Genomic DNA, 12,564 nt, shown 5'->3' on the forward strand with positions numbered 1-12,564 from the left:
CTTTTAAAGAATTTCTCGTGAATAGCGAAGTATAGGTGATGTTATGACAAAGATAGATCCAAATTTATTGTATTCAACACTGCAGACGAAAAGGCGTGAAGGGGGCAGTGATGTTTTAGGGAAAGATGACTTCCTGAAAATCCTGATGACTCAGCTTCAGAACCAGGACCCTATGAACCCCATGCAGGATAAAGATTTTGTTGCACAAATGGCAACATTTTCATCATTGGAACAAATGACGAATCTTACAAAAACAATGGAGAAGTTTGTAGAGAATCAAAATCAATCCCAATTGATTTCCTACAACCAATTCGTAGGTAAACACGTGACATGGCATAAAATTACTGAATCTGATTCAAACGAAGCACCTGAAATTTCAGAAGGACAAGGAATTGTGAAAGGTATCAGGTTTAAAGAAAATAACGTTGAGTTTGTAATGGATGATGGAACCATCCTCACACCGGGAAATATTTCGCAAGTAAATGATGGGTTGAATGCTGACACATCCCTGGTCAGTGCATCGATGCTGATTGGAAAAAAAGTGACTTGGGAAGGTGAAGAGGGTACAATCAGCGGTGTCGTTCAGTCAGTGTCATCAAAGGATTCCCGAATATGGATCCACACTGAGGCAGGCGATAAAGTACAAAGCGAAAATTTGATTAAAATAGAATCATAACAAGGGAGTGGTTGTATGGAGAAAGCTTTCTTGCATCGCGTTCCATCGCAGCCTATAACAGCAAACGTCAGACCGAAGGCAATACATGCTGTTTCTAAACCGGGCGATTCATTTGCCGCACAGCTAAATACTGCCATACACCGTTCTACAGACATGCAGATTAGTAAGCACGCAAAGGTCAGGATGGAACAAAGAGGTATTTCAATTTCACCACAGGTATGGGAGAAAATTGGAGAAAAAATAAGTGAAGCAAAATCCAAGGGTGTTCAGGAATCTCTGATTATCTTAAACGATGCAGCATTAATCGTGAGTGCAAAAAACCGGACAGTCATTACTGCAATGGATCGGCAGGAAGCCACTTCACAGATTTTTACAAATATTAACGGAACGATATTAATTGATTCATAGGCTGGACCTATAAAGGAAGCCTACAAGCTGTGGAATGATAGAAGCAGCCAATCACGAAAGGGGAAAAATTCATGCTACGTTCAATGTATTCAGGTATCAGCGGAATGAAGAACTTCCAAACAAAATTAGATGTGATCGGGAATAATATTGCGAATGTTAATACCTATGGATATAAGAAAGGTCGTGTAACATTTCAGGACCTTATGAATCAGACGGTTTCAGGCGCAAGCAGGGCAACTGAAAACCGTGGGGGCCAAAATGCGATGCAGGTAGGTTTAGGTTCTACACTATCTTCAATTGACAGTATTCAAACACAAGGAAGTCTTCAAACGACAGGAAGATCACTTGATGTTGCTGTATCCGGAGACGGATACTTCATGGTAAGACAAGGTAATAATGAGCTTTACACCAGGGCAGGAAACTTTTATCTGGATTCAAATGGTAGCCTTGTGACTGGAGGGGGAGCTCTTGTACAGGGATTTCCAGTTGATGCAGACGGAGTTGTCAATCAATCAGGTGCGACGGATATCACGATTGATACGGACACTACGATGGCACCTCAAGCGACGACAGCTGTTTCTTACAATGGAAATCTAAAAGCGACCGCAGAACAAGGAACAGTCGTAGAAATTGAAACAAAGATAAAGGATTCGCTTGGAAATGACATCAGCTTGCAGGTCACCCTCACAAAAAATGCCGGTAACAATGAATGGGCAGCGGATATTACCAGTTTGACAGAAGGAGTCACGATCGCTGGCGGGCAAGAGTTAACGTTCAACTTTGATGCTGCAGGTAATATGACCACCAACATGCCTCATGAGTTGTCTCTGACCAATGAAAATGGAGCAAATGATCTTGAAATAAACATGGACTTCTCAAAAATCACTCAATTTGACAGCTCATCTTCTGCAAACGTAGATACTGTAAACGGGAACTCAGAGGGGTACCTCGAGAGCTTTAATATTGGATCTTCAGGTGAAGTGAACGGTGTATTTTCAAATGGGGAAGTGAGGGTGTTGAGTCAATTGGCACTGGCGACATTTTCTAATCCGGGAGGGCTGACGAAAGCAGGAAGCAACTTATTCCAGGCTTCAAATAACTCCGGTCTGGCTAACTTGGGAGTAGCAGGAGAAGGAAGAGGTCTCCTCCAATCAGGTTCACTGGAAATGTCAAATGTTGACCTTTCTGAAGAATTCACAGAAATGATCACTGCGCAACGCGGTTTCCAGGCCAATACCAGAATCATTACAACCTCGGATGAAATATTACAAGAACTTATTAACTTGAAGCGATAATTCGTTACAAAAGGGAGGTCATGGGCTGATATATATTGGAGTTTTAACCCACACAAATATATGTCAGCTCTACATATGAATGATTACGTTAACAAGGTTAAATGGTAAAGCTTTTACCATCAATGCATTTTATATAGAGACAATCGAGGCGTTTCCGGATACGACAATCCAGTTAACTAATGGAAGAAAATATGTAGTCAAAGAATCGGTTGACGAAGTAACTCAGCAGTCATTATCTTTCTTTCGTAAAGTAAACCTTCTGGACCCTGCGGTTAAAGGGGGTACAACAGATTGAAAAATAAATTCTTAACCATCATGTTGATCCTGCTGGTAACGATTACATTGGTTGGTGTGATTGCATTGGTAGTCATTTTAAAGTTCTCAGATGGGGAAGAAACGAAGGAACCATCCATTGAAGAAGTCATTGAGGCTTCTGTAGATATTCCTGAAATTACAACCAATCTATTAAGCAATGATTTTATACGTATTTCCTTCAAAATCCAAACTGACAGCAAGAAAGCAAAACAAGAATTGGAAAAGAGAGATTTCCAGGTTAATAACATCATCATTGAAGAGCTTTCTGAGATGAAAGCAGAAGACCTGCAAGGAAAAAAAGGCAAGGAATTGATAGAAGGCAAGGTAAAAGAAAAGGTGAATAGCCTGATGCAGGAAGGCAAAGTAGAAAAAGTGTACATCACCTCTATGATGATTCAATGATAAAGGGTAAATGTAAGGGCTGGGGGTGAAGAGATGGCAGATGTATTATCACAAAGTGAAATTGATGCCCTGTTATCGGCATTGAATACCGGTGAGATGAGTGCCGATGACTTTAAAAAAGAAGAGGAAGAAAGAAAGGTTAAGGTTTATGATTTCAAAAGGGCCTTACGATTCTCCAAAGACCAGATTCGCAGTTTAACACGCATTCATGAAAATTTCGCCAGGATTTTAACGACGTATTTTTCTGCTCAGCTGCGTACCTATGTGCAGATCAACGTGGCATCGGCTGACCAGATTCCTTATGAAGAGTTTATTCGTTCAGTTCTAAAGATGACGATTCTTAATGTGTATGAGCTTCCCCCATTGGATGGGAGGATCCTTATGGAAATTAATCCAAACATCGCATATTCGATGATGGATCGTGTGATGGGTGGAAAAGGCGTAAGTGTCAATAAAGTGGAGAATCTTACAGAAATTGAGACCACAATCATGACCCAATTGTTTGAGCGGGCTTTTGAAAACTTAAGCGAAGCCTGGAGCACAGTTGTGGATATTGATCCAGTATTTGCAGAGTTTGAAGTCAATCCGCAATTCCTGCAAATGGTGTCCCCAAATGAAACGGTCGTAGTCATTTCATTAAATACCACGATTGGGGAAACGACCGGTATGATCAATATTTGTATTCCACATGTAGTGTTGGAGCCGATTCTGCCCAAGCTGACCGGGAGCTATTGGATGGAATCCAAGAAAAAAGACATCAAGCCGCAAGAAGCTGCAAACCTGGAGAAAAGAATAAAAAAAGCATATGTGCCTATAGTCGCAGAGCTTGGTAATTCTGAAATTTCAATAGAAGATTTCTTGATGCTGGATCATGGTGATGTCATACAACTGAATGCCAGAATCGATGATCCGTTAACCATTAAAGTCGGTGAGATTCCAAAATTCACTGCCCAGCCTGGAAAAGCAAATAACAGACTGGCGATCCAAATTATAGAAGGTTTGAAGGGGGGAGACGACGATGATGAGTGATGATATGTTATCACAAGATGAAATCGATGCTCTGCTTAGAGGTTCTGCAGAGCCTGAAGAGCAGGATGACAGCGAAATGAACATAGAAGAATACATCAGTTCCATGGAACAGGATGCTTTGGGTGAAATCGGGAATATCTCTTTTGGAAGCTCAGCAACAGCTTTATCAACCTTACTTAATCAAAAAGTTGAAATTACGACCCCTAGAGTTTCCATTGTGAATAAGAATTCCTTAGAGGAAGAATTTCCTCATCCATACGTTGCAATAGAAGTTAAATATACAGAAGGTTTTTCAGGTGCAAATCTGTTAGTAATCAAACAATCCGATGCTTCAATAATTGCTGATTTGATGCTGGGGGGAGATGGGCTGAACCCATCAGGGGAACTTGGTGAAATCCAGCTGAGCGCAGTGCAGGAAGCAATGAATCAGATGATGGGTTCGGCAGCTACATCAATGTCGACGGTGTTCAGTAAAAAAGTTGATATTTCACCTCCATCAGTCGATTTGATGTATATCCCTCAAGGGGAAGGGCAGGAAAATATACCGGATCAGGATTTGTTGGTTAAGGTGTCTTTCTCATTGAAAATAGGACATCTTATCGATTCGAATATTATGCAGCTTCTTCCTTTAAGATTTGCCAAAAGTCTTGTTGATGAGTTGATGAATGGAGGCAGTGTGCCACCGGAAGAAGATGCAGTGGAACAGGAGAGGGACCACATGGTGGATGTATCTTCGCCCAATAGCCAAGTGCAGGAAGAACCTTCACATGAATTTGTGGGTGCTGCCCAATCAACTGCTCCTGCGCATTCCGGGCACCAGCAAGCTTCTCCTCAGCACTATGGGGGGCAGAGTTATTCCGGGCAGCAGCAAGTAAATGTGCAGCCGGCTACGTTTTCAAGTTTTGAAACGTCAGGGCTCGGACAGCAAGAAACAAAAAATCTTGACATGCTCCTCGACATCCCTTTACAGGTGACTGTAGAACTGGGAAGAACGAACCGTTCAGTGAAAGATATCCTGGAAATGTCATCAGGGTCGATCATCGAGCTGGACAAATTAGCGGGTGAACCTGTTGATATATTAGTAAACAGCAGATTGATTGCCAAAGGTGAAGTGGTTGTAATCGACGAGAATTTTGGTGTCCGAATCACCGATATCGTCAGCCCGAGTGATCGGTTGAATAAACTCAGATAAATATTCTATAAAAAAACAATGTGCAGAACAAAAAAAGTATGCGAAAGAACCTTGGAAAATAATTTGAAAGATGGAGGATGACGGCGATGGCGAATAAAATTTTAATTGTTGATGATGCTGCATTTATGCGAATGATGATTAAAGATATTTTGACGAAAAATGGATTTGAAGTAGTGGGTGAGGCTGCGGATGGTGCTCAGGCTGTAGAGAAGTACAAAGAAGTTCAGCCTGACCTTGTGACAATGGATATTACAATGCCTGAAAAAGACGGTATTGCAGCACTGAAGGATATCAAAGCAATGGATCCTGGTGCGAAAATCATCATGTGTTCCGCAATGGGTCAGCAGGCAATGGTAATCGATGCCATTCAAGCTGGAGCAAAAGACTTCATTGTCAAGCCATTCCAGGCTGACCGGGTAATTGAAGCGATCCAGAAAGCATTAAGTTAACAGTCATTAAGAAGGTGTATGAATTGAGAAAGCTTCAACTATTGGTATCTGTTTTATTGCTGTTCATAATGGTGAGTGCTGGAGCTTCTACAGCACTTGCCGGCATGAATTCTGTCGACGATTGGTATGAAGAGCCTGAAAAGCAGGATGGGGAAACGAAAGGGGATTCACCTCCATCGAAGGATGAGCCCATTGAGAATCAAGAACCTTCTGTTACCTTTTTTGATTATGTGAAAATGATCGCTGCATTGTTATTTGTTGTAGCACTTATTTATTTCCTTTTAAAATTCATCAATCAGAAAAGCCGATCATTTCAACAGACAAAAATGATCAATCACCTTGGTGGTGCACCACTTGGGGGGAATCGTTCGGTACAAATAGTCAAAATCGGAAATCAGGTTCTGGTGCTTGGAGTCGGGGAAGACATTCAGTTGTTAAAAGAGGTCCAGGATGAAAAAGAGAAAGAAGAGATTCTTACTTATTATAATAGTGGTACTGACGAGTTGAGAGATCCGAAGATGCTGTTCGCAAATCTGCTGACTAAAGTAAAGCGCGGGCAGACTGATACAACACATCCAAGCTCCTTTCAATCGCATCTCAAAACGCAGCTGGAGGAAATGAGTAAAGGAAGAAAAAGGATGCTCAAGGATTTTAAGGGTAAGGAGAACCATACAGATGAATGAATTCATGGAGTTTTTTAATGGCAGTCCTGCTGAATCTGTCTCCACCAGTGTAAAACTATTATTATTATTTACGGTTCTTTCTTTGGCTCCGAGCATCCTTATCCTTATGACTTCTTTTACACGAATCATGATTGTCCTTTCTTTTGTCAGGACTTCACTCGCAACTCAACAGATGCCGCCAAATCAAGTATTAATAGGGATTTCTTTGTTTCTCACGTTCTTCATAATGGCCCCGACATTTCAAGAGGTCAATGAAGAGGCATTGACTCCGCTTTTCAATGAAGAAATAAACCTTGAAGAGGCATATGAGAAAGCATCTACTCCGTTTAAAGAGTTCATGAGTAAACATACCAGACAGAAAGATTTAGAACTTTTCTTGAACTACTCAGGCGCAGACAGACCGGAATCCATCGAAGATATCCCAATGACTTCGCTTGTACCGGCATTTGCGTTGAGCGAAATCAAAACTGCTTTTCAAATCGGTTTCATGATTTTTATCCCTTTTCTTGTCATTGATATGGTGGTTGCCAGTGTCTTGATGTCGATGGGAATGATGATGCTTCCGCCGGTTATGATATCTTTACCGTTTAAAATTTTACTCTTTGTATTGGTGGATGGCTGGTACTTAGTAGTGAAATCTCTATTAGAAAGTTTTTAAGTAGGTGAGCTTTATGAATGCCGAATCTGTTATCGCGTTAGCTGAACAGGGAATTTATATAACCTTGATTGTTTCAGGTCCACTGCTGGTACTGGCTCTTGTCGTCGGGTTGATCGTGAGTATTTTTCAGGCGACAACCCAGATTCAGGAACAGACACTTGCGTTCATTCCTAAGATTGTCGCTGTATTGATCGGAATTGTTTTTTTTGGACCATGGATGCTGACGAAAATCGTCACCTATTCATCACATATCTTTTCTGATTTAACCAGGTTTGTAGGTTAATAGAATGACAGATCTTGTACCTGTATTATCGGTCTTTTTATTGATTTTTGTTAGAGTTTCTGCATTTTTTGTCACGATGCCTTTATTCTCATACCGGAATATACCTGCACAGCATCGAGTGGCGTTTTCACTGGTTCTTTCATGGGTGATGTATTATACGGTTGAGTCGAAAGCATTTGAATTTAACGGACAGTATTTTTTGCTTGTCATGAAAGAAGCAATGGTCGGACTGTTAATCGGTTTTGTTGCTTATATGATCATTTCCGCCATCCAAATAGCAGGAGGATTTATTGATTTTCAGATGGGTTTTGCCATTGCAAATGTCATCGATCCCCAGACAGGTGCACAAAGCCCTTTGATGGGACAGTATTTATACACTTTTTCTCTCTTATTACTGCTCGCTTTAAATGGCCACCACTTGATTCTTGACGGTATCTTTTACAGCTACCGATTGATTCCCATAGATAGTCCCTGGATTCCTTTCGGCGATGAATTGCTCGTCGAATATATAGTGAAAACATTTAACTCCATGTTCATCATCGCATTTCAAATGTCCATCCCGGTCGTAGCCACTCTCTTTCTGGTTGATGTTGCTTTGGGAATCGTTGCAAGGACTGTGCCCCAGCTAAATGTGTTCGTAGTAGGATTCCCGATAAAAATTGCTGTATCATTCATCGTTCTCTTTATTGTGATGGGTGTCATGTTTGCGGTGATGCAGCAGTTATTCGAGATGATGTTCATATCGATGAGAGATTTAATGAAGTTAATTGGAGGCTTGTAAAGTGCAGTGGATATCTTTGGATTTACAATTCTTCAGTGGTGAGAAGACAGAGAAGGCCACCCCCAAAAAAAGGGAAGATACAAAAAAGAAAGGACAGACTGCAAAAAGCCAGGATGTTAACACAGCCATCATCCTTCTTGCTGTATTCTTTTTTTTGACATTCGGTGCTTCATACATTGGGAATATTGTATTTGATTTATTTCGTCATTCGTTTCAGGAATATATGCTGATGGAACTTACTGAAAATACAGTCCAGGTCATCACAATGGATCTAATGAAAGAAATGGCGCTGCTGCTTGGACCCATAATGCTGGTGGCACTAGCAGCTGGAGTCATTGCAAATTATATTCAAGTCGGAGTCATGTTCACCACGGAACCGATGCAGCCGAAATTGGAAAAAATAGATCCGATCAAGGGTTTTAAACGAATTTTTTCAATGAGGGCGATAGTAGAACTTCTTAAATCCATCTTGAAGATCACTTTTATAGGAGCTATCACGTTTGTCATACTTTGGATGAATATAGAAGAAGTGCTGAGTTTATCTTTTAAATCTGTTGGTGATTCTTTGGTCACAATGGCCAAACTGGCCGTTCAAATGGGTATTGCCGCATCCTTGGCACTATTATTTTTATCGGTCTTTGATTATCTTTATCAAAAATATGATTTTGAAAAAAATATCAGGATGTCAAAACAAGATTTAAAGGATGAACATAAAAACATTGAGGGAGACCCCTTGATCAAATCAAAAATAAAGCAGAGGCAGCGCGAAATGGCGATGCGACGGATGATGCAGGAAGTCCCGCAAGCGGATGTAGTAATAACAAATCCCACCCACTTTGCCATTGCCCTGAAATATGATGAAAATAAAAAAGATGCTCCATTTGTCGTGGCCAAGGGTGTCGATTATCTGGCTCAAAAGATTAAATACATTGCCAAAGAAAATGATGTTGTGATGGTAGAGAACCGGCCATTGGCAAGGTCACTATACGATGCTGCTGATATCGGTGATACGGTCCCGGAAGAATTTTTTAAAGCAGTGGCGGAAATCTTGGCTTACGTATATCGGATCAAAAACAAACTGTAAGAATGTTAGGAGAGAAATTGTATGTCAGCAAGAGATTTATCTGTATTAGCCAGTGTCATATTAATTGTAGCCATGCTTATCATCCCGTTCCCTTCATGGATGTTAAGTGTGCTTATCATTATTAATATTTCACTTGCTCTTTTAGTGCTCCTAACCTCCATGAATATGAATGAACCACTCCAATTTTCCATATTTCCGTCACTGTTACTGCTTCTTACCCTATTTCGATTGGGTCTAAATGTTTCCACAACGAGATCGATTCTCAGTAAAGGCGAAGCGGGGGGCGTTGTGGAAACCTTTGGAACGTTCGTTGTCGGCGGAAATGTTTTAGTGGGACTCGTTGTATTCGTAATTCTGATCGTTATACAATTCATTGTTATTACAAAAGGTTCAGAACGGGTATCTGAAGTTGCGGCAAGATTTACCCTGGATGCGATGCCCGGTAAGCAAATGAGTATCGATGCCGATTTGAATGCCGGAATGATATCTGAACACGATGCAAGGCACCGAAGAGATAAAATCAGCAGGGAAGCAGACTTTTACGGAGCTATGGATGGTGCCTCAAAATTCGTAAAAGGAGATGCAATCGCCGGAATAGTCATTGTCATCATCAACTTGATTTTTGGTATTATCATTGGCATGACGCAGCAGGGACTGCCGATCAGTGAAGCTGCAACACGGTATTCGCTTCTCACTGTCGGGGATGGGATTGTCAGTCAGATACCCGCTTTATTGATCTCCACCGCCACGGGTATAGTGGTCACCCGTGCAGCTTCTGAAGGAAATCTTGGACAGGATATAATGAAACAGCTGTTAGCTTACCCTTATATGCTATACGTGGCAGCATTTACAATTTTCATGCTCGGTGTGGCTACACCGATTGACGATATCCTGACCATACCCATTGCCGCTGCAATGGCGTTTGGAGGATACATGCTTTCACGAACCCCTGCAGAAAGCGAAACAGAAATGGCAGCCATGGAAGAGGAAGTAGAATCTGATGAAATGAAAAGCCCTGAAAGTGTAGTGAATCTTCTTAACGTAGATCCGATCGAATTTGAATTTGGCTACGGCCTTATTCCCCTTGCTGATACAAATCAAGGAGGGGATTTACTTGACCGGATTGTGATGATCAGAAGACAGCTGGCGATTGAATTGGGATTAGTCATTCCTGTTGTTAGAATACGTGATAATATCCAACTGCAGCCAAATGAATATCGATTGAAAATTAAAGGGAATGAAATGGCACGGGGTGAACTATTGCTAGATCATTATTTGGCCATGAGTCCTGGAGTGGAAGATGATTCGATTGAGGGCATTGATACGATCGAACCATCATTCGGTCTTCCAGCAAAGTGGATATCAGAGGAAATGAAAGAACAGGCGGAAATATTCGGATATACTGTGGTGGATCCCCCCTCTGTCGTTTCTACTCATATAACAGAAGTAATCAAGACAAATGCTCATGAGCTTTTGGGCCGACAGGAGACTAAACAATTAATCGATCATCTTCAGGAATCTTATCCGATTTTGGTAGAAGAAGTTACCCCGACTCCATTGTCGGTGGGAGAAGTCCAGAAGGTGCTGGCCAAGTTATTGAAAGAGAATGTGTCCATTCGCAATCTGCCGATCATCTTCGAAACACTGGCCGACTTTTCGAAAATGAGTTCTGACACCGAATTGCTGACGGAATATGTCAGACAGGCCCTTGCACGTCAGATTACGAATCAATTTGCCCGGGAAAACGGATCACTTAAAGTGGTGACCATGTCTGGAAAAGTAGAGAAGCTCATTGCGGATTCCATTCAGCAGACAGAACACGGTAATTATCTATCAATGGACCCGGGTGAGTCACAGCGTGTGCTGGAGAGTGTTGCCTCTCAGGTAGAACAATTATCATTGATGGAAGAATCACCCATTATTCTATGTTCACCTGCGGTAAGGATGTATGTACGTCAAATAACAGAAAGGTATTTCCCGCAAGTGCCAATTCTGTCTTATAACGAACTGGAAGCAAATGTGGAAGTACAAAGTGTTGGGGTGGTGAATATAGATTGAAAGTAATGAAATATGTGGCTCCAACTATGAATGAAGCAATGAAAAAAGTTAGAAATGACCTTGGAGAAGATGCGGTAATATTAAATTCGAAAGTAATCGATTCCGGTGGTTTCATAGGATTCTTCAAGAAAAGAATGGTGGAAGTCATTGCAGCAATCGACCCGGGTATTGAAAAAGAAAAAGAAGAAATGAAGAGATTGCGTTCAGAGCCGGATCCATCAAAATCCGTATCTTTAATAAAAGGAAGACCACAAGAAAAACAGCTGATAACAGAAAACTCTGTTCAGCAAGAGTTAAAGGAATTGAAGAAAATGATTGCTTCTTTTACAACAAGCAGTCAATTTGAAAGATATGATTCTTCGATTCGTGAAATATTGCTTCATTTACAGCTTCAAGGTATTAGTGATTCTCTTCTGTTACAAGCGGGAGACCATTTGGAAGAAAAAACAAAGTCTGCCAGGGAATCTGAAAAGGCGGAAGCGGATACACTGCTAGTTGAAGCCAAGCGCTTCCTGAAGGATGTTGTCAGTGAAGTACACATAAGCGGTATGAGCTACAAGAAGAAGTACATCAATGTGGTCGGACCTACTGGTGTGGGGAAAACGACAACCCTGGCCAAAATGGCAGCGGAAGCAGTGATTGAAAAGAAAATGAAAATCGGCTTCATCACAACAGACACATACAGGATAGCAGCAATAGAACAATTAAAAACGTATGCGGGGCTCCTGAATGTACCCGTGGAAGTCGTTTATAAGCTGGATGATTACAAAGAGGCAATACAAAAGTTTAGAGATTTCGACCATGTGTTCATTGATACAGCCGGCCGGAACTTCAGAGAAAAGAAGTTTGTTGAAGATCTTCGCAAAGTCATTGATTTCGAGCGGGACATGGAAACCTTTCTCGTCTTATCACTGACTAGCAAAGAAGAAGACATGAAAGAAATCATCAAACAATTTTCTTCGATTGACATCAACGGTTTTATCTTCACTAAACTCGATGAAACGTCAAGTTATGGTTCAATGGTCAATATCATCAAAGAGACAAAGACAGGCATAGCATATATCACGACAGGTCAGGATGTTCCGGAAGATATAACCGAAGCGAACGCTGAGGAAATCAGTGAATTACTTCTGAAAGGGTTCAGCCATGAAAGATCAGGCGTATAACTTAAGACAAAAAATGCTGTTAAACTCTACAACTCCTGCTAAAACGATCGGTATCGTCAGTGGAAAAGGAGGAGTCGGAAAATCA

Annotated in this window: 15 protein-coding genes; all 15 read left to right on the top strand. The window is 41.2% G+C overall.

All coding sequences use genetic code 11. The features are described 5' to 3' along the window. Positions 1-43: 43 nt before the first annotated feature. The 15 genes from flgD to flhF all read left to right on the top strand — a co-directional run bounded on the left by flgD (position 44) and on the right by flhF (position 12,479). A complete protein-coding gene (flgD, locus tag HP456_RS12955) occupies positions 44-676 on the top strand; it encodes a flagellar hook assembly protein FlgD (RefSeq protein ID WP_172251708.1) in 633 nt (210 codons plus the stop codon). Between the two features lie 15 nt (positions 677-691). Continuing rightward, positions 692-1,084, top strand: coding sequence for a TIGR02530 family flagellar biosynthesis protein (locus tag HP456_RS12960; RefSeq protein WP_172251710.1), 393 nt, complete (start codon positions 692-694; stop codon positions 1,082-1,084). A 71-nt stretch (positions 1,085-1,155) separates the two neighbouring features. Further along, entirely contained in the window at positions 1,156-2,379 is a 1,224-nt protein-coding gene (locus HP456_RS12965; RefSeq protein ID WP_172251712.1) for a flagellar hook protein FlgE, read from the top strand. Between the two features lie 79 nt (positions 2,380-2,458). Beyond that, on the top strand, positions 2,459-2,674 hold the full coding sequence (locus tag HP456_RS12970) for a flagellar FlbD family protein (RefSeq protein WP_172251714.1): 216 nt from the start codon (positions 2,459-2,461) through the stop codon (positions 2,672-2,674). After that, positions 2,671-3,096 carry a flagellar basal body-associated protein FliL gene (gene fliL / locus HP456_RS12975; RefSeq protein ID WP_172251716.1) on the top strand — a complete coding sequence of 142 codons (426 nt, stop codon included), beginning with the start codon at positions 2,671-2,673 and terminating at the stop codon, positions 3,094-3,096. The genes HP456_RS12970 and fliL overlap by 4 nt, the downstream gene beginning before the upstream one ends. 33 nt (positions 3,097-3,129) lie before the next feature. After that, positions 3,130-4,125, top strand: coding sequence for a flagellar motor switch protein FliM (gene fliM / locus HP456_RS12980; RefSeq protein WP_172251718.1), 996 nt, complete (start codon positions 3,130-3,132; stop codon positions 4,123-4,125). Then, positions 4,115-5,317 (top strand): flagellar motor switch phosphatase FliY, encoded by a 1,203-nt coding sequence (gene fliY / locus HP456_RS12985; protein WP_172251720.1) that lies wholly within the window; start codon positions 4,115-4,117, stop codon positions 5,315-5,317. The genes fliM and fliY overlap by 11 nt, the downstream gene beginning before the upstream one ends. Before the next feature lie 86 nt (positions 5,318-5,403). Beyond that, positions 5,404-5,766: a response regulator gene (locus HP456_RS12990; RefSeq protein WP_032088822.1), complete on the top strand. Its 363-nt coding sequence runs from the start codon at positions 5,404-5,406 to the stop codon at positions 5,764-5,766. A 23-nt stretch (positions 5,767-5,789) separates the two neighbouring features. Then, complete coding sequence (locus tag HP456_RS12995; RefSeq protein WP_172251722.1) at positions 5,790-6,449, top strand: flagellar biosynthetic protein FliO; 660 nt, start codon at positions 5,790-5,792, stop codon at positions 6,447-6,449. Further along, on the top strand, positions 6,442-7,107 hold the full coding sequence (gene fliP, locus HP456_RS13000) for a flagellar type III secretion system pore protein FliP (protein WP_172251724.1): 666 nt from the start codon (positions 6,442-6,444) through the stop codon (positions 7,105-7,107). Before HP456_RS12995 ends, fliP begins: the two co-directional genes overlap by 8 nt. 13 nt (positions 7,108-7,120) lie before the next feature. Next, the gene (fliQ, locus tag HP456_RS13005) at positions 7,121-7,390 is read left to right on the top strand and encodes a flagellar biosynthesis protein FliQ (protein WP_172251726.1); all 270 of its coding nucleotides are present in this window, start codon (positions 7,121-7,123) and stop codon (positions 7,388-7,390) included. A gap of 4 nt (positions 7,391-7,394) precedes the next feature. Next, positions 7,395-8,171, top strand: a complete 777-nt coding sequence (gene fliR / locus HP456_RS13010) for a flagellar biosynthetic protein FliR (RefSeq protein WP_172251728.1) — start codon at positions 7,395-7,397, stop codon at positions 8,169-8,171. Between the two features lies 1 nt (position 8,172). Then, positions 8,173-9,255, top strand: coding sequence for a flagellar biosynthesis protein FlhB (gene flhB, locus HP456_RS13015; RefSeq protein WP_172251730.1), 1,083 nt, complete (start codon positions 8,173-8,175; stop codon positions 9,253-9,255). 21 nt (positions 9,256-9,276) lie between these two features. Next, positions 9,277-11,313: a flagellar biosynthesis protein FlhA gene (gene flhA / locus HP456_RS13020; RefSeq protein WP_172251732.1), complete on the top strand. Its 2,037-nt coding sequence runs from the start codon at positions 9,277-9,279 to the stop codon at positions 11,311-11,313. A 5-nt stretch (positions 11,314-11,318) separates the two neighbouring features. Next, positions 11,319-12,479 (top strand): flagellar biosynthesis GTPase FlhF, encoded by a 1,161-nt coding sequence (flhF, locus tag HP456_RS13025; RefSeq protein ID WP_312857759.1) that lies wholly within the window; start codon positions 11,319-11,321, stop codon positions 12,477-12,479. The last annotated feature ends 85 nt before the right edge of the window (positions 12,480-12,564 follow it).

Source organism: Bacillus haikouensis (assembly GCF_013179555.1).
Classification (GTDB): domain Bacteria; phylum Bacillota; class Bacilli; order Bacillales; family Bacillaceae_B; genus Rossellomorea; species Rossellomorea haikouensis_A.

What these genes read in the sequence shown, in the direction of transcription:
- fliP (WP_172251724.1), top strand. Translation starts at nt 6,442, where the DNA reads ATGAATGAATTCATGGAGTTTTTTAATGGCAGTCCTGCTGAATCTGTC.
- flhA (WP_172251732.1), top strand. Translation starts at nt 9,277, where the DNA reads ATGTCAGCAAGAGATTTATCTGTATTAGCCAGTGTCATATTAATTGTA.
- flhF (WP_312857759.1), top strand. Translation starts at nt 11,319, where the DNA reads ATGAAATATGTGGCTCCAACTATGAATGAAGCAATGAAAAAAGTTAGA.
- HP456_RS12990 (WP_032088822.1), top strand. Translation starts at nt 5,404, where the DNA reads ATGGCGAATAAAATTTTAATTGTTGATGATGCTGCATTTATGCGAATG.
- HP456_RS12960 (WP_172251710.1), top strand. Translation starts at nt 692, where the DNA reads ATGGAGAAAGCTTTCTTGCATCGCGTTCCATCGCAGCCTATAACAGCA.
- flgD (WP_172251708.1), top strand. Translation starts at nt 44, where the DNA reads ATGACAAAGATAGATCCAAATTTATTGTATTCAACACTGCAGACGAAA.
- fliM (WP_172251718.1), top strand. Translation starts at nt 3,130, where the DNA reads ATGGCAGATGTATTATCACAAAGTGAAATTGATGCCCTGTTATCGGCA.
- fliY (WP_172251720.1), top strand. Translation starts at nt 4,115, where the DNA reads ATGATGAGTGATGATATGTTATCACAAGATGAAATCGATGCTCTGCTT.
- HP456_RS12965 (WP_172251712.1), top strand. Translation starts at nt 1,156, where the DNA reads ATGCTACGTTCAATGTATTCAGGTATCAGCGGAATGAAGAACTTCCAA.
- fliQ (WP_172251726.1), top strand. Translation starts at nt 7,121, where the DNA reads ATGAATGCCGAATCTGTTATCGCGTTAGCTGAACAGGGAATTTATATA.
- HP456_RS12970 (WP_172251714.1), top strand. Translation starts at nt 2,459, where the DNA reads ATGATTACGTTAACAAGGTTAAATGGTAAAGCTTTTACCATCAATGCA.
- fliR (WP_172251728.1), top strand. Translation starts at nt 7,395, where the DNA reads ATGACAGATCTTGTACCTGTATTATCGGTCTTTTTATTGATTTTTGTT.